Source organism: Gemmiger formicilis (genome assembly GCF_016901605.1).
Lineage (GTDB): Bacteria > Bacillota > Clostridia > Oscillospirales > Ruminococcaceae > Gemmiger > Gemmiger formicilis_B.
In genome coordinates this window covers 1-13,092 of sequence record NZ_JACJKP010000072.1, presented here as the reverse complement: position 1 = coordinate 13,092, position 13,092 = coordinate 1, and the positions used below count along the sequence as shown (strand labels likewise).

Below are 13,092 nucleotides of genomic sequence, written 5' to 3'. Positions count from 1 at the left end.
GATCTTAGAACCGGGCGAAAGAATTACGGAAACAAAGGGATATGTACGGCGCTGCATTCTGCGGCACGGACCAATGTTCGGCTTACTTTGTGATGATTCTTTCCGGGAGAACTGTGCAAAACGGTTCACCGGATTTTGTCATGCGAGAAAGTTGAACGCCCGGAAACGTGTGTGATTTATCGGCTCGCCTAAGGCACAAATTTTATTAGGAGGCGAAAGCAATGGCAGTCAAAGAGAAAATCAGAATTCGTTTGAAGAGCTATGATGCATCCCTGATCGATGCTGCGGCACAGAAGATCGTGGAGACCGCGAAGCGCACCGGCGCCCGCGTGTCCGGCCCGATCCCCCTGCCCACCGACAAGGAGGTCGTCACGATCCTGCGTGCTGTCCACAAGTACAAGGACAGCCGTGAGCAGTTCGAGACCCGCACCCACAAGCGTCTGATCGATATTCTGAAGCCGTCCAACAAGACGGTCGAGGCTCTCATGAGCCTGCAGCTCCCCGCGGGCGTTGACATCGAGATCAAGCTGTGATCGAACCTCTTACATTATAATAGCCGGTACGCGCAGCCGTGATCTGCGAACCGCCGGCACCCGATGTGAGAATCGAAAACACCGATCTCGCTGTGAACAAACAGCGGAGAGGTCATGTTGATGGGAAACCACCAACCAATAACCTTTACAGGAGGACAAAACAATGCAAAAAGGTATCATCGGCAAGAAGCTGGGCATGACCCAGTTGTTCGACGCCAACGGCAAGGTCGTTCCGGTCACCATCATTGAGGCCGGCCCCTGCACCGTCGTGCAGAAGAAGACCGTCGAGTCCGACGGTTACCAGGCCGTCCAGATGGGCTACGGCGAAGTGAGCGCCAAGAAGGTCAACAAGGCCGCCAAGGGTCACTTCGACAAGGCTGACGTCGCTCCCAAGCGCACCCTGCGTGAGTTCCGCTTCGACGACATCGCCGCTCTGAACGTGGGCGACATCCTGAAGGCTGACGTCTTCGCCGAGGGTGATAAGGTCGACGTGGTCGGCACCAGCAAGGGCAAGGGCTACCAGGGCGTTATCAAGCGCTTCGGCCAGCACCGCCTGCGTGAGAGCCACGGCACCGGTCCCGTTGCCCGTCATGCCGGTTCTAACGGTTCCACTTCCACCCCGTCCCGCGTGTTCAAGGGCAAGAAGCTGCCCGGCCACATGGGCGCTGTGCGTGTCACCGTGCAGAACCTGAGCGTCGTCAAGGTCGACGCTGAGAATAATCTCATCGCCATCAAGGGTGCGATCCCCGGCCCCAAGGGCTCGGTCGTGACCATCCACGACAGCGTGAAAGCGTAAAGGAGGAAAACACAATGGCACAGTTTGATGTCGTCGATATGAACGGCAAGAAGGTTTCCACCGTTGAGCTTTCCGACGCCGTGTTCGGGATCACCCCGAACGAGAAGGCTGTCCACGAGGCAGTCGTCAACTTCCTGGCCAACCAGCGTCAGGGCACCCAGAACACCAAGATCCGCAAGGAAGTCCGCGGCGGCGGCCGCAAGCCGTGGCGCCAGAAGGGCACCGGCCATGCTCGCCAGGGTTCTATCCGCGCTCCGCAGTGGACCCACGGTGGCGTTGCTCTCGGCCCCAAGCCCCGCAGCTACTACTACACCATCAACAAGAAGGTTAAGCGTCTGGCTCTGCTCAGCGCCCTGTCTGACAAGGCTGCCAACGGCAACCTGATCATCGTCGACAAGATCGCCGCCGATGAGTACAAGACCAAGGCTGTTGTGGCCTTCCTGGCCGCTGTTGGCGCCGGCAAGAAGAACCTGATCGTCAACGATTCTCTGGACGCCAAGTTCGTCAAGAGCGCCGCCAACATCCCCGGTGTCAAGACCGCCGCTACCGGCGTCAACACCTACGACGTGGTCAACGCCGACAAGCTGATCCTCAGCCTGGACGCCGCCAAGAAACTTGAGGAGGTATATGCGTGATGAAATTCGCACAGGACATCGTTCTCGCCCCCGTCATCACCGAGAACTCCATGGCCGGCATTGCCGATAAGAAGTACACCTTCAAGGTTGCCACCGACGCCACCAAGATCGACATCGCCAAGGCGGTGGAAGAGCTGTTCGGCGTCAAGGTCGCCAAGGTCAACACCATTTCGGTGCGCGGCCGTTATCGCCGCCAGGGCATGCATGCCGGTTACACCGCCAAGAGCAAAAAGGCGATCGTAACCCTGACTCCCGACTCCAAGGAGATCGAGTTCTTCAACAGCATGGTCTGATGACCCCGGCAGTATCCGCTGCCGATCAAGAACCCCGCCGAGGGGTTCGCTTATGGGGATATGACCCCGATAAAAATTCATAAGATAACAATAAGGAGAACATCATGGCTATTAAAAAGTACAAGCCGACTACCCCCGGCCGCCGTGGCATGACTGTTACCGACTACAGCGTGCTGTCCAAGGTTGAGCCGGAGCGCAGCCTGCTCGAGTCCAAGAAAAAGCATGCCGGCCGCAACAACACCGGCAAGATCACCGTTCGTCATCATGGCGGCGGCAACCGCGTCAAGTACCGTGTCATCGACTTCAAGCGCAACAAGTTTGATGTCCCCGCCACCGTCAAGACGCTGGAATACGATCCGAACCGTTCCGCCTTCATCGCTCTGGTGGAGTACGAGGACGGCGTGAAGAGCTACATCCTGGCTCCCGATGGCCTGAAGGTGGGCGACACCATCATGGCTGGCCCCAACGCCGACATCAAGCCCGGCAACGCTCTGCCTTTCGAGAACATCCCCGTGGGTACCATGATCCACAACATCGAGCTCTACCCCGGCAAGGGCGGCCAGCTGGTCCGTTCCGCTGGTGTTATGGCTCAGCTGATGGCCAAGGAAAACGGCTACGCTCTGGTTCGTCTGCCCTCCGGTGAGATGCGCAACGTTCGTCTGAACTGCATCGCCACCGTCGGCGTCGTGTCCAACCTGGATCACGAGAACGTCAACCTGGGCAAGGCTGGCCGCAAGCGTCACATGGGCGTTCGTCCCGGCAGCCGTGGTTCCGTCATGAACCCCTGCGATCACCCGCACGGCGGTGGCGAAGGCCGCGCTCCGGTTGGTCACTCCAGCCCGCGTACTCCGTGGGGCAAGCCCGCTCTGGGCCTGAAGACCCGCAAACACAAGGCACGCAGCGACAAGTTCATCGTCAAGCGCGCCAATGGCTAAGGGAGGTAATTGAACAATGTCTAGAAGCACCAAGAAGGGCCCTTACGTTCTGCCTTCCCTGATGAAAAAGGTCGAGGCCATGAACGAGAGCGGCAAGAAGAGCGTCGTGAAGACCTGGAGCCGTTCCTCCACCATCTTCCCCGAGTTCGTCGGTCACACTTTCGCCGTTCATGACGGCCGCAAGCATGTGCCCGTTTACGTCACCGAGGATATGGTCGGTCACAAGCTGGGTGAGTTTGCTCCCACCCGTAAGTTCACCGGCCACGCTGGCGGCAAGACCGCTGGTAAGTAAGAGAGGAGGAACATCGAATGGAAGCACGGGCAATTCTCCGTTACGCCCGCATTAGTCCCCGCAAGGTTTCGATCGTGATGGACCTCATCCGTAACAAACCCCTGGACGAAGCGCTGGCTATCCTGCAGTACACCCCGAAGGCCGCCTGCGAGCCCCTTCTCAAGCTGGTGAACTCTGCTGCCGCAAACGCGGAAAACAACTTCAACATGGACCGCAACAACCTGTACGTCGCAGAATGCTATGTCTGCCCCGGCCCCACCCTCAAGCGCATCATGCCGCGCGCCCAGGGCCGTGCGTACCGCATCCTCAAGCGCACCAGCCACATGACTGTTGTGCTGAAAGAGAAAGAGTAAGGAGGTAAACAAATGGGCCAGAAAGTCAATCCCCATGGCATGCGCGTGGGTGTAATTAAAGATTGGGACAGCCGCTGGTTTACCTCTAAGCAGGCATTCGGCGACACCCTGGTCGAGGACCACAAGATCCGTAAGACCCTGAAGAAGCAGCTGTACGCTGCCGGCGTTCCCAAGATCGAGATCGAGCGTACCGTCGACAGCCAGACTGGTGCTCCCCGCGTGAAGGTCAACGTCTTCTGCGCAAAGCCGGGCATCGTGATCGGCAAGGGCGGCGCTGAGAGCGCCAAGCTGGAAAAGCAGCTTGCCAAGCTCACCGGCAAGGCTGTGAACCTGAACATCATCGAAGTCAAGGGCACCACCACCAATGCTCAGCTGGTTGCTGAGGATGTCGCTTCTCAGCTGGAGCGCCGCATCGCGTTCCGCCGTGCTATGAAGCAGGCTATCCGCAACGCCATGCAGCCCCGTGACCGCAGCGCTACGCCGGCCAAGGGTATCAAGGTGACCTGCTCCGGCCGTCTGGCCGGTGCCGATATCGCCCGCACCGAGAGCTACCATGAGGGCACCATCCCCCTGCAGACGCTGCGCGCCGACATCGACTACGGCTTCGCCGAGGCCAACACCACCTATGGTAAGGTTGGCGTCAAGGTTTGGATCTACAAAGGCGAGATCCTGAAGGGCGCCAAAACCCCCGCCAAGAAGGAAGGAGGCAAACAGTAATGTTACTGCCGAAACGTGTTAAGTATCGCCGCGTCCAGCGCGGCCGCATGACCGGCAAGGCCATGCGCGGCAACAAGGTGAATCAGGGCGATTACGGCCTGATCGCACTGGAGCCGGCCTGGATCACCTCCAACCAGATCGAGGCGGCCCGTGTTGCCATGACCCGTTATATCAAGCGTGGCGGTAAGGTCTGGATCAAGATCTTCCCCGACAAGCCCGTTACCGAGAAGCCGGCCGGCACCCGAATGGGTTCCGGTAAGGGCAGCCCGGAGTACTGGGTAGCTGTTGTTAAGCCGGGCCGCGTGCTCTTCGAGCTGGCTGATGTCACCGAGGAAACTGCTCGTGAGGCTCTGCGCCTGGCCAGCCACAAGCTGCCGGTCCGCTGCAAATTCGTCAAGCGCGAAGAGCTTGACACTGTAAAGGAGGGTGACGCTGAATGAAAGCCACTGAACTGCGCGAAATGACCGATGTCGAGCTGAACAAGCAGCTCAAGGACCTGAAGGCCGAACTCTTCAACCTGCGCTTTCAGCACGCCATCAACCAGTTGGACAACCCCATTCGGATCGAGACCGTGAAGAAGGACATCGCCCGTGTGATGACCGTCCTGGCCGAGAAGAATGCCAAAAACGCGTAAGAGGGAGGGTAAAACATGGAACGTAATCTGAGAAAGACCCGTGTGGGCACCGTTGTCTCCGACAAGATGGACAAGACCATCGTCGTCGCCGTCAAGGACAGCGTCCAGCACCCTCTGTACAAGAAGATCTTGAAGCGCACCAAGAAGTTCAAGGCCCATGACGAAAACAACGAAGCCGGCATCGGCGACCGCGTTGAGATCATGGAGACCCGCAAGATTTCCAAGGAAGTCAACTGGCGTCTCGTCAAGATCATCGAGAAAGCGAAATAATCAGCCTGGTACTTTGAAAGGAGGACCTGAAAGATGGTTCAGATGCAAACTTATCTCAAAGTGGCCGACAATACCGGTGCCAAGGAGTTAATGTGCTTCCGTGTACTGGGCGGTACCCGCAAGAGATACGCAAACATCGGTGACATCGTGGTTTGCAGCGTCAAGAAGGCTGCTCCCGGTGGTACCGTGAAGAAGGGCGACGTGGTCAAGGCCGTCATCGTCCGTAGCAAGCACGGCCTGCGCCGTGACGACGGTTCCTACATCCGTTTCGATGAGAACGCCGCCGTCATCGTTATGGCCGACAAGAGCCCCAAGGGCACTCGTATCTTTGGACCTGTGGCGCGTGAGCTGCGCGACGCCGGCTTCACCAAGATCCTGAGCCTGGCTCCCGAATCGCTGTAAGGAGGTTTTAATAAGAATGAACAATCTTCATGTTAAAACCGGCGACAACGTCATGATCATCTCCGGCAAGGACAAGGGCAAGACCGGTAAGGTCCTGCAGACTTCCCCGAAAGAGGGCAAGGTCATCGTCGAGGGCCTGAACATGGTCACCAAGCACGTCAAGCCTCGCCGTCAGGGTGAGCAGGGCGGCATTGTGAAGGCCGAGGGCGCCATCTACGCCTGCAAGGTGCAGCCTGTCTGCCCCAAGTGCGGCAAGCCCACCCGCGTTGCCCATTCCGTCAAGGACGGCAAGAACGTCCGCGTTTGCCGCAAGTGCGGCGCTGAACTGTAAGGGAGGAGTACACAATGGCACGTTTGAAAGAACAGTATGTCAACGAGATCGCTCCGGCCCTGAACAAGAAGTTCGGCTACAAGAGCGTTATGCAGATCCCCAAGCTGGATAAGGTCATCATCAATGTTGCCGCCGGCGAAGCCAAAGAGAACGCCAAGGTTATCGACGCTATCGTTGCTGACCTGGGCCTGATCACCGGCCAGAAGGCTGTTGTCTGCAAGGCCAAGAAGAGCGTTGCAAACTTCAAGCTGCGCCAGGGCATGCCCATCGGCGCCAAGGTCACCCTGCGTGGTGAGCGTATGTACGAGTTCGTGGATCGCCTGTTCAACGTCGCGCTGCCCCGCGTGCGTGACTTCCGCGGCATCAACGGCAACTCCTTCGACGGCCGCGGCAACTACGCCTTCGGCCTGAAGGAACAGATCATCTTCCCCGAGATCGACTTCGACAAGGTCGACGCGATCCGCGGCATGGATATCTGCTTCGTCACCACCGCCAAGACCGACGAGGAAGCCAAGGAGCTGCTGAAGGCTCTGGGCGCTCCGTTCGCTAACTAAGGGAGGGAACCATAATGGCAAAAACTTCTATGAAGCTCAAGCAGCAGCGTCCCGCCAAGTTCTCGACCCGCGCTTACAACCGCTGCAAGATCTGCGGCCGTCCCCATGCTTACCTGCGCAAGTACGGTGTTTGCCGTATCTGCTTCCGTGAGCTGGCCTACAAGGGCGAGATCCCCGGCGTCAAGAAGGCTTCCTGGTAAGCCCTTGATTGCTTCTGTCTGAACGAAAATCAACACTTTGAGAAACACAACCTAAGGAGGTTAGTGGCATGCAAATCACCGATCCCATCGCGGACCTGCTTACCCGCATCCGCAACGCTAGCACTGCCAAACACCCTTCCGTGGATATCCCTGCTTCCAACCTGAAGAAGGCGATCTGCCAGATCCTGGTTGATGAGGGTTACATCAAGGGTATGAAAGTGACCGAGGACAACAAGCAGGGGACCATCACCCTGACCCTCAAGTACCAGGAAAATGGTACGCCGGTTATCGCTGGCCTGAAGCGCGTTTCCAAGCCGGGCCTGCGTATTTACACCAACTGCGAAGATATGCCTAAGGTCATGAAGGGCCTGGGCACCGCGATCATCTCCACCTCGAAAGGCGTCATGACCGACAAGGCTGCCCGTGCTGCTCATGTCGGCGGTGAAGTCCTCGCCTTTGTGTGGTAAGAAAGGGGCAATAGACAATGTCGAGAATTGGAAGAAAACCCATCGTCATTCCCGCGGGTGTGGAAGTCAAGGTCGACGAGGCCGAGCACGCCATCACCGTGAAGGGCCCCAAGGGTACCCTGCATTCCAAATATCATCCCCTCATGAACGTTAAGATGGAGGGCAATGAGATTTTGGTTACCCGCCCCAATGACGAGAAGGAGGCCCGCAGCCTCCACGGCCTGACCCGCACCATCATCCACAACATGGTGGTCGGTGTTACCGAAGGCTTCCGCAAGGATCTGGAAATCCAGGGCGTCGGCTACCGTGCCGCCAAGCAGGGCAACAAGCTGGTCCTGACCCTGGGCTTCTCTCACCCCGTTGAGTTCGAGGAGACCGATACCATCAAGATCGAACTGAAGGATGCTCTGCATTTCAGCATCGTCGGTATCGACAAGCAGGAAGTCGGTCAGTATGCCGCCGAAGTCCGCGGCAAACGCCCGCCCGAGCCGTACAAGGGCAAGGGTATCCGCTATGTTGGCGAGTATGTCATCCGCAAGGAAGGCAAAGCCGGCAAGGGTAAATAATAGGAGAGGAGAAACATTATGGTCAATAAGGCTGATAAGAACGAAGCTCGTCTTCGCCGTCACCGCCGCGTTCGCGGCAAGATCAGCGGCACCGCCGAGCGTCCCCGTCTGGATGTTTTCCGCTCTGCCAAGCACATCTACGCCCAGGTTATCGATGATACCAAGGGTGTCACCCTGGCCAGCGCGTCCAGCATGGACAAAGATTTCAACGCTTACGGCGGCAACATTGAGGCCGCTAAGAAGGTTGGCGAGGCCATCGCCAAGAAGTGCCTCGAAAAGGGCATTACCGAAGTGGTCTACGACCGCGGCGGTTTCGTCTACCAGGGCCGCGTTCAGGCGCTTGCTGAGGGCGCCCGCGAAGCCGGCCTGAAACTGTAAGAGGAGGGAGAAGATACAATGGCCATGCAGAGAAGAGAACAAGATGACGGCATGATCACCAAGGTCGTCTCCATCAACCGCGTTTCCAAGACCGTTAAGGGTGGCCGCGTCATGAAGTTCGCCGCGCTGATCGTCGTCGGCGACGGCAAGGGCAACATCGGCTACGGCGTCGGCAAGTCCGGCGAAGTTCCCGAGGCCATCCGCAAGGGTGAAGGCGCTGCCAAGAAGAACATGCGCAAGATCGCCCTGAAGGGCAGCACCATTCCTCACGAGATCGTGGGCGAGTTCGGCGCAGGCCGCGTTCTGATGCGTCCCGCCGCTCCCGGTACCGGCGTTCTGGCCGGCGGTCCCGTCCGTGCGGTGCTCGAGTGCGCCGGCATCAAGGACATTCGTGCCAAGAGCCTGCGCTCCAACAACCCCATCAACGTCACTGCTGCCACCTTCGCAGGTCTGTGCGGCCTGACCGACGCCGAGAGCGTCGCAGCCAAGCGCGGCAAGACCGTTGCCGAGATCTTGGGTTAAGGAGGGTACTACAATGGAAAAAGTTACCATTCGTCTCGCCAAGAGCCTGATCGGCCGCGGCAAAGAGCAGATCGCCGTTGCGCACTCTCTGGGCCTGAACCGTCCCGGTGAGGTTACCGAGCAGCCTGACAACGCGGCTACCCAGGGCAAGATCGCCAAGATCTCCCACCTGGTCGTCGTGACCAAGGCGTAATGCAAGGAGGTGCAAGCATGAAACTTCATGAACTGAAAGCGTCCGCTGGCGCCCGCAAGGCCGTGACCCGCAAGGGCCGCGGTGCCGGTTCCGGCAACGGCAAGACCGCCGGCTTCGGCCACAAGGGCCAGAAAGCCCGTTCCGGCGTCAAGAAGGCCGGTTTCGAAGGCGGCCAGATGCCTCTGCAGCGTCGTCTGCCGAAGCGCGGTTTCAACAACATTTTCGCCACCAAGTATGTTACCATCAAGGTATCTGACCTCGAGAAGTTCGAGGCTGGTGCGACCGTCGATGCCGAGGCCCTGCTGAAGGCCGGCATCATCTCCAAGACGCTGGATGGCGTCAAGGTGCTGGGCAATGGTGAGCTGACCAAGGCTGTCAACGTCAAGGTCGCTGCCTACACTGCCTCTGCCAAAGAAAAAATCGAGAAAGCAGGCGGGAAGGCTGAGGTGATGTAAGGTGTTTGAAACCTTCCGGAATGCCTGGAAGATCGATGATCTCCGTAAACGGCTCCTGTTCACCTTCCTGATCCTCGTTTTGTTCCGTCTGGGCTGCGCGATTCCTGTGCCGTATATCACGGCCAGCGCGCTGTCCTCCATGTTCGCCGGTGGCACCGGCGATATGCTGGAGTATCTGAACATGATGTCCGGCGGCGCTCTGAGTGAATGTACAATCTTCGCTCTTGGCGTGCAGCCCGCCATCAACGCCTCCATCATTATGCAGCTGCTGACGGTAGCCATTCCGTATCTGGAAAACCTCGCCAAAGAAGGGGAGGAAGGCCAGCGCAAGATGCGCCGCATCACCAACTATGTTGGCGCGGGCATCGGTCTGATGCTGTCCATCGGCTACTACTTCATCATCCGCAACATGGGTGCGCTTTCCTACACCGATGGCTTTGCCGGCATCTTCAGTGCCGTGGTTATCGTTCTGGCCTTTACCGCAGGTTCGCAGCTCTGCACCTGGCTGGGCAACCAGATCGACTCCAAAGGCATCGGCAATGGTCTTTCGCTGCTGATCTTCGCCGGTATCGTCGCTCGCTGGTCCAGCGTGTACAGCGCTGTCACCAACATCGTCGGCCGTGCGCAGAATGGTGAACCTCAGTTCTACTTCTTCCTGCCCGCTCTGCTGGTGCTCGCCCTGTTGGCGGTGATCTTCGTGGTGGTTCTGACCAACGCGGAGCGCCGCATCCCGGTGCAGTACGCCAAGCGCGTTGTGGGCCGCAAGATGTACGGCGGCCAGGCCAGCTACATTCCCATCAAGGTCAACATGACCGGTGTTATGCCGATCATCTTTGCCTCGACGCTGTGCAGCCTGCCCGGTCTGATCTTCCGGTTCATCAATTTGGACGCTGCTGCGCATCCTTATCTGTATGCGTTCTTCAGCGCGTTCAATTACAACAGCCCCCTGTACCTCATCGTTTATGTGCTGCTGATCGTTGCATTCAACTACTTCTATGTAGCGATTCAGTACAATCCCGTAGATATCGCCAACCAGCTCCGTAAAAACAACGGTACGATTCCCGGTATCCGTCCCGGCAAGCCCACCAGTGATTTCATCACCAAGACGCTGTCCAAGATCACCCTGATCGGTGCCATCTTCCTGGCCATCGTTGCGGGCCTGCCCATCATCCTCGGCAATATCAGCGGCACCTCCATCCAGTTGGGTGGTACCAGCCTGTTGATCGTCGTTGGCGTGGCTCTGGAAACCGGCCGTGCGCTGGAAGGGTATATGACCGCCCGTTACCACAAAGGGTTCCTGGAATAAGAAAGGGTATGTGCGATGAAAATGATCCTTTTGGGCGCCCCTGGCGCCGGTAAGGGTACGCAGGCAGAGATCCTCTGCGATAAGCTGGGTATCCCCACCATTTCGACCGGTAACATTCTGCGTGCTGCTGTCAAAGAGGGCACGCCTATGGGCCAAAAGGCTAAGAGCTTTATGGACGCAGGTGCTCTGGTACCTGACGACGTCATCGTCGGTATCGTGAAAGAGCGCCTGGCGCAGCCTGACTGCGCAAACGGATTCATCCTGGACGGCATGCCGCGGACCATTGCACAGGGCGAAGCTCTGGAGCAGATGGGCGTGGAGATCGACAAGGTCATCAACCTGGTCGTGGCCGACGAGGCCATCATCCAGCGCATGTCCGGCCGCCGCGTCTGCGCCAAGTGCGGTGCAAGCTATCATATCATCAACAAACCCAGCGCCAAAGAGGGCGTGTGTGACCGTTGCGGCGGTGAGCTGGTTATTCGCAAGGATGACGAGCCCGCCACCGTACTGGACCGGCTGAAAGCCTATCACGAGCAGACCGAGCCGCTGGTGGAGTTCTATCGCCAGCGCGGTAAGCTCGTCGAGGTGCCCGACCAGGGCTCCATCGAGGCCACCACCGCGTTCCTTCTCAAGCTTTTGGAGGCTTAATTCATCCATGATCCAAATCAAGAATGCCGCTGAACTGGAAAAAATGCGGAAAGCCTGCGCCATCAGCGCGGCTGCATTGAAGGCCGGCGGCGAAGCGATTGAGCCGGGGATTACCACGGCAGAAATCGACAAAATCATCTACGACTTTATCGTGCGTCACGGTGCAAGACCCAACTTCCTGCACCTGTACGGATTCCCGGCTACGGCGTGCATCAGCGTGAATGACACAGTCATTCATGGAATCCCCAGCCGCCAGCAGCAGATCCGGCCCGGCGACATCGTTTCGATCGATACGGGCTGCAAGATCGATGGCTTCAATGGTGACAATGCCTGCACCTACGGATGCGGCAAACTGGACCTGGAAGCCCAGCGTCTGCTGGATGTTACCAAGGAAAGCCTCCACCGCGGCATTGAGATGGCGCGGGGCGGCAACCGGGTAGGGGATATCAGCCACGCTGTGCAGGAATATGTGGAAGAGAACGGCTTCTCGGTCGTGCGGACCTTTGTGGGCCACGGCGTCGGCAAAGAACTGCACGAAGACCCTGAAGTACCCAACTTCGGCAATGCGGGCCGTGGTCCGCGCCTGGTACCGGGTATGTGCATCGCGGTTGAACCGATGGTGTGCCAGTACAAGTACGCGGTAAAGACGTTAAAGGACGGCTGGACGGTCAAAACCTGTGACGGCGGTTTGGCAGCTCATTTTGAGCATACCCTTGCCATCACAGCGGCCGGTGCGGAAGTCCTGACCCAAGGCTGGGAGGAACCCGGATGGACTTTGTAAGAGGTCAGCTGGTACGCTCCAAAGCCGGGCGGGATAAAACCCGCACGCTGGCTGTTTTGGCCGTGGACGGGCCCATGCTCTGGCTGGCAGACGGAACCCTGCGCAAGGTAGGGGACCCGAAGCGGAAAAAGGCCAAGCATGTGGCTCCCACGACCACTGTTCTTGCGAACGAGCTTCTGAAAAGCGATCAATCACTCAGTGATGCCATCGCCGCATATGATGCGGACTGTGCAAACTGACGGAACCCTTCAAGGAGGCAATCAGCTTGTCTAAAGAAGATGTCATTGAAGTAGAAGGTATCGTACGGGAGGCCATGCCCAACACCGTGTTTAAGGTCGAGCTGCTCAACAAAGAGGGCAAGCCCAACGGCCATACCGTGTTGGCTCACATTTCCGGTAAACTGCGGACGAACTTCATCCGTATTTTGCCCGGCGACAAAGTCACGATGGAAATGTCACCCTACGACCTGACCAAGGCCCGGATCACCTGGCGTTCCAAGTAATTGAAACGCCTTGTGTTTTGAAAAGGAGGTTAACATCATGAAGGTAAAACCTTCCGTGAAACCCATTTGCGAGAAGTGCAAGGTCATCAAGCGCAAAGGTCGCGTGATGGTCATCTGCGCCAATCCGAAGCATAAGCAGCGTCAGGGCTAAAGGTCCGCGGAGCATTCCGCGGAAACCGTACCCAAAACGCTTGGGGGCCAAGTGCGTAGATTCCCGGCGCAGGCCCCGACTAGGACATGGGATGTTATTTATGGAGGTGCTTTATGGCACGTATTGCTGGTGTTGATCTGCCTCGCGAGAAGCGGATCCAGGTTGGTCTGACTTATGT

Annotated in this window: 27 protein-coding genes; all 27 read left to right on the top strand. The window is 58.1% G+C overall.

All coding sequences use genetic code 11. From position 1 onward, the window contains the following. Positions 1–221: 221 nt before the first annotated feature. The 27 genes from rpsJ (at position 222) to rpmJ (ending at position 12,914) form a co-directional block, all read left to right on the top strand. Complete coding sequence (rpsJ, locus tag H6B10_RS07395) at positions 222–533, top strand: 30S ribosomal protein S10 (protein WP_078783555.1); 312 nt, start codon at positions 222–224, stop codon at positions 531–533. 163 nt (positions 534–696) lie between these two features. Continuing rightward, the gene (gene rplC / locus H6B10_RS07390) at positions 697–1,329 is read left to right on the top strand and encodes a 50S ribosomal protein L3 (RefSeq protein WP_204651000.1); all 633 of its coding nucleotides are present in this window, start codon (positions 697–699) and stop codon (positions 1,327–1,329) included. Positions 1,330–1,343: 14 nt separating this feature from the next. Next, the gene (rplD, locus tag H6B10_RS07385; protein ID WP_204650999.1) at positions 1,344–1,964 is read left to right on the top strand and encodes a 50S ribosomal protein L4; all 621 of its coding nucleotides are present in this window, start codon (positions 1,344–1,346) and stop codon (positions 1,962–1,964) included. Further along, positions 1,964–2,257 (top strand): 50S ribosomal protein L23, encoded by a 294-nt coding sequence (rplW, locus tag H6B10_RS07380; RefSeq protein ID WP_204650998.1) that lies wholly within the window; start codon positions 1,964–1,966, stop codon positions 2,255–2,257. The genes rplD and rplW overlap by 1 nt, the downstream gene beginning before the upstream one ends. Before the next feature lie 104 nt (positions 2,258–2,361). After that, the gene (gene rplB, locus H6B10_RS07375; RefSeq protein WP_204650997.1) at positions 2,362–3,192 is read left to right on the top strand and encodes a 50S ribosomal protein L2; all 831 of its coding nucleotides are present in this window, start codon (positions 2,362–2,364) and stop codon (positions 3,190–3,192) included. Between the two features lie 16 nt (positions 3,193–3,208). Next, a complete protein-coding gene (rpsS, locus tag H6B10_RS07370) occupies positions 3,209–3,484 on the top strand; it encodes a 30S ribosomal protein S19 (RefSeq protein WP_204650996.1) in 276 nt (91 codons plus the stop codon). A 17-nt stretch (positions 3,485–3,501) separates the two neighbouring features. After that, a complete protein-coding gene (rplV, locus tag H6B10_RS07365) occupies positions 3,502–3,837 on the top strand; it encodes a 50S ribosomal protein L22 (RefSeq protein ID WP_007047291.1) in 336 nt (111 codons plus the stop codon). 12 nt (positions 3,838–3,849) lie between these two features. After that, positions 3,850–4,554, top strand: a complete 705-nt coding sequence (rpsC, locus tag H6B10_RS07360; protein WP_204650995.1) for a 30S ribosomal protein S3 — start codon at positions 3,850–3,852, stop codon at positions 4,552–4,554. Beyond that, positions 4,554–4,994 (top strand): 50S ribosomal protein L16, encoded by a 441-nt coding sequence (gene rplP, locus H6B10_RS07355; RefSeq protein ID WP_204650994.1) that lies wholly within the window; start codon positions 4,554–4,556, stop codon positions 4,992–4,994. Before rpsC ends, rplP begins: the two co-directional genes overlap by 1 nt. Continuing rightward, a complete protein-coding gene (gene rpmC, locus H6B10_RS07350; protein WP_007047288.1) occupies positions 4,991–5,188 on the top strand; it encodes a 50S ribosomal protein L29 in 198 nt (65 codons plus the stop codon). Before rplP ends, rpmC begins: the two co-directional genes overlap by 4 nt. A 15-nt stretch (positions 5,189–5,203) precedes the next feature. Then, positions 5,204–5,458 (top strand): 30S ribosomal protein S17, encoded by a 255-nt coding sequence (gene rpsQ, locus H6B10_RS07345; RefSeq protein ID WP_204650993.1) that lies wholly within the window; start codon positions 5,204–5,206, stop codon positions 5,456–5,458. 33 nt (positions 5,459–5,491) lie between these two features. Continuing rightward, positions 5,492–5,860, top strand: coding sequence for a 50S ribosomal protein L14 (rplN, locus tag H6B10_RS07340; protein ID WP_007047286.1), 369 nt, complete (start codon positions 5,492–5,494; stop codon positions 5,858–5,860). Positions 5,861–5,876: 16 nt separating this feature from the next. Further along, entirely contained in the window at positions 5,877–6,191 is a 315-nt protein-coding gene (rplX, locus tag H6B10_RS07335; protein WP_007047285.1) for a 50S ribosomal protein L24, read from the top strand. A gap of 14 nt (positions 6,192–6,205) precedes the next feature. Continuing rightward, positions 6,206–6,745, top strand: a complete 540-nt coding sequence (gene rplE / locus H6B10_RS07330) for a 50S ribosomal protein L5 (RefSeq protein ID WP_204650992.1) — start codon at positions 6,206–6,208, stop codon at positions 6,743–6,745. 14 nt (positions 6,746–6,759) lie between these two features. After that, the gene (locus H6B10_RS07325) at positions 6,760–6,945 is read left to right on the top strand and encodes a type Z 30S ribosomal protein S14 (protein ID WP_040917788.1); all 186 of its coding nucleotides are present in this window, start codon (positions 6,760–6,762) and stop codon (positions 6,943–6,945) included. Between the two features lie 68 nt (positions 6,946–7,013). Continuing rightward, positions 7,014–7,412, top strand: coding sequence for a 30S ribosomal protein S8 (rpsH, locus tag H6B10_RS07320; RefSeq protein ID WP_007047282.1), 399 nt, complete (start codon positions 7,014–7,016; stop codon positions 7,410–7,412). Positions 7,413–7,429: 17 nt separating this feature from the next. Then, on the top strand, positions 7,430–7,978 hold the full coding sequence (gene rplF, locus H6B10_RS07315; RefSeq protein ID WP_204650991.1) for a 50S ribosomal protein L6: 549 nt from the start codon (positions 7,430–7,432) through the stop codon (positions 7,976–7,978). Positions 7,979–7,996: 18 nt separating this feature from the next. Continuing rightward, a complete protein-coding gene (rplR, locus tag H6B10_RS07310; RefSeq protein WP_007047280.1) occupies positions 7,997–8,356 on the top strand; it encodes a 50S ribosomal protein L18 in 360 nt (119 codons plus the stop codon). Between the two features lie 18 nt (positions 8,357–8,374). Then, positions 8,375–8,878, top strand: a complete 504-nt coding sequence (rpsE, locus tag H6B10_RS07305) for a 30S ribosomal protein S5 (RefSeq protein ID WP_204650990.1) — start codon at positions 8,375–8,377, stop codon at positions 8,876–8,878. Positions 8,879–8,891: 13 nt separating this feature from the next. Beyond that, on the top strand, positions 8,892–9,071 hold the full coding sequence (rpmD, locus tag H6B10_RS07300; protein WP_007047278.1) for a 50S ribosomal protein L30: 180 nt from the start codon (positions 8,892–8,894) through the stop codon (positions 9,069–9,071). 17 nt (positions 9,072–9,088) lie between these two features. Beyond that, the gene (gene rplO / locus H6B10_RS07295; protein WP_204650989.1) at positions 9,089–9,526 is read left to right on the top strand and encodes a 50S ribosomal protein L15; all 438 of its coding nucleotides are present in this window, start codon (positions 9,089–9,091) and stop codon (positions 9,524–9,526) included. A 1-nt stretch (position 9,527) separates the two neighbouring features. After that, positions 9,528–10,832, top strand: a complete 1,305-nt coding sequence (secY, locus tag H6B10_RS07290) for a preprotein translocase subunit SecY (RefSeq protein ID WP_204650988.1) — start codon at positions 9,528–9,530, stop codon at positions 10,830–10,832. 15 nt (positions 10,833–10,847) lie between these two features. Further along, positions 10,848–11,480 carry an adenylate kinase gene (locus H6B10_RS07285; RefSeq protein WP_204650987.1) on the top strand — a complete coding sequence of 211 codons (633 nt, stop codon included), beginning with the start codon at positions 10,848–10,850 and terminating at the stop codon, positions 11,478–11,480. A 7-nt stretch (positions 11,481–11,487) separates the two neighbouring features. Continuing rightward, positions 11,488–12,261, top strand: coding sequence for a type I methionyl aminopeptidase (map, locus tag H6B10_RS07280; RefSeq protein WP_204650986.1), 774 nt, complete (start codon positions 11,488–11,490; stop codon positions 12,259–12,261). Beyond that, complete coding sequence (locus H6B10_RS07275; RefSeq protein WP_204650985.1) at positions 12,249–12,500, top strand: KOW domain-containing RNA-binding protein; 252 nt, start codon at positions 12,249–12,251, stop codon at positions 12,498–12,500. Before map ends, H6B10_RS07275 begins: the two co-directional genes overlap by 13 nt. Positions 12,501–12,526: 26 nt before the next feature. Beyond that, positions 12,527–12,763, top strand: a complete 237-nt coding sequence (infA, locus tag H6B10_RS07270) for a translation initiation factor IF-1 (RefSeq protein ID WP_007047272.1) — start codon at positions 12,527–12,529, stop codon at positions 12,761–12,763. 37 nt (positions 12,764–12,800) lie between these two features. Continuing rightward, a complete protein-coding gene (rpmJ, locus tag H6B10_RS07265) occupies positions 12,801–12,914 on the top strand; it encodes a 50S ribosomal protein L36 (RefSeq protein ID WP_040917785.1) in 114 nt (37 codons plus the stop codon). The last annotated feature ends 178 nt before the right edge of the window (positions 12,915–13,092 follow it).

What these genes read in the sequence shown, in the direction of transcription:
- rpsJ (WP_078783555.1), top strand. Translation starts at nt 222, where the DNA reads ATGGCAGTCAAAGAGAAAATCAGAATTCGTTTGAAGAGCTATGATGCA.
- rplC (WP_204651000.1), top strand. Translation starts at nt 697, where the DNA reads ATGCAAAAAGGTATCATCGGCAAGAAGCTGGGCATGACCCAGTTGTTC.
- rplD (WP_204650999.1), top strand. Translation starts at nt 1,344, where the DNA reads ATGGCACAGTTTGATGTCGTCGATATGAACGGCAAGAAGGTTTCCACC.
- rplW (WP_204650998.1), top strand. Translation starts at nt 1,964, where the DNA reads ATGAAATTCGCACAGGACATCGTTCTCGCCCCCGTCATCACCGAGAAC.
- rplB (WP_204650997.1), top strand. Translation starts at nt 2,362, where the DNA reads ATGGCTATTAAAAAGTACAAGCCGACTACCCCCGGCCGCCGTGGCATG.
- rpsS (WP_204650996.1), top strand. Translation starts at nt 3,209, where the DNA reads ATGTCTAGAAGCACCAAGAAGGGCCCTTACGTTCTGCCTTCCCTGATG.
- rplV (WP_007047291.1), top strand. Translation starts at nt 3,502, where the DNA reads ATGGAAGCACGGGCAATTCTCCGTTACGCCCGCATTAGTCCCCGCAAG.
- rpsC (WP_204650995.1), top strand. Translation starts at nt 3,850, where the DNA reads ATGGGCCAGAAAGTCAATCCCCATGGCATGCGCGTGGGTGTAATTAAA.
- rplP (WP_204650994.1), top strand. Translation starts at nt 4,554, where the DNA reads ATGTTACTGCCGAAACGTGTTAAGTATCGCCGCGTCCAGCGCGGCCGC.
- rpmC (WP_007047288.1), top strand. Translation starts at nt 4,991, where the DNA reads ATGAAAGCCACTGAACTGCGCGAAATGACCGATGTCGAGCTGAACAAG.
- rpsQ (WP_204650993.1), top strand. Translation starts at nt 5,204, where the DNA reads ATGGAACGTAATCTGAGAAAGACCCGTGTGGGCACCGTTGTCTCCGAC.
- rplN (WP_007047286.1), top strand. Translation starts at nt 5,492, where the DNA reads ATGGTTCAGATGCAAACTTATCTCAAAGTGGCCGACAATACCGGTGCC.
- rplX (WP_007047285.1), top strand. Translation starts at nt 5,877, where the DNA reads ATGAACAATCTTCATGTTAAAACCGGCGACAACGTCATGATCATCTCC.
- rplE (WP_204650992.1), top strand. Translation starts at nt 6,206, where the DNA reads ATGGCACGTTTGAAAGAACAGTATGTCAACGAGATCGCTCCGGCCCTG.
- H6B10_RS07325 (WP_040917788.1), top strand. Translation starts at nt 6,760, where the DNA reads ATGGCAAAAACTTCTATGAAGCTCAAGCAGCAGCGTCCCGCCAAGTTC.
- rpsH (WP_007047282.1), top strand. Translation starts at nt 7,014, where the DNA reads ATGCAAATCACCGATCCCATCGCGGACCTGCTTACCCGCATCCGCAAC.
- rplF (WP_204650991.1), top strand. Translation starts at nt 7,430, where the DNA reads ATGTCGAGAATTGGAAGAAAACCCATCGTCATTCCCGCGGGTGTGGAA.
- rplR (WP_007047280.1), top strand. Translation starts at nt 7,997, where the DNA reads ATGGTCAATAAGGCTGATAAGAACGAAGCTCGTCTTCGCCGTCACCGC.
- rpsE (WP_204650990.1), top strand. Translation starts at nt 8,375, where the DNA reads ATGGCCATGCAGAGAAGAGAACAAGATGACGGCATGATCACCAAGGTC.
- rpmD (WP_007047278.1), top strand. Translation starts at nt 8,892, where the DNA reads ATGGAAAAAGTTACCATTCGTCTCGCCAAGAGCCTGATCGGCCGCGGC.
- rplO (WP_204650989.1), top strand. Translation starts at nt 9,089, where the DNA reads ATGAAACTTCATGAACTGAAAGCGTCCGCTGGCGCCCGCAAGGCCGTG.
- H6B10_RS07285 (WP_204650987.1), top strand. Translation starts at nt 10,848, where the DNA reads ATGAAAATGATCCTTTTGGGCGCCCCTGGCGCCGGTAAGGGTACGCAG.
- map (WP_204650986.1), top strand. Translation starts at nt 11,488, where the DNA reads ATGATCCAAATCAAGAATGCCGCTGAACTGGAAAAAATGCGGAAAGCC.
- H6B10_RS07275 (WP_204650985.1), top strand. Translation starts at nt 12,249, where the DNA reads ATGGACTTTGTAAGAGGTCAGCTGGTACGCTCCAAAGCCGGGCGGGAT.
- rpmJ (WP_040917785.1), top strand. Translation starts at nt 12,801, where the DNA reads ATGAAGGTAAAACCTTCCGTGAAACCCATTTGCGAGAAGTGCAAGGTC.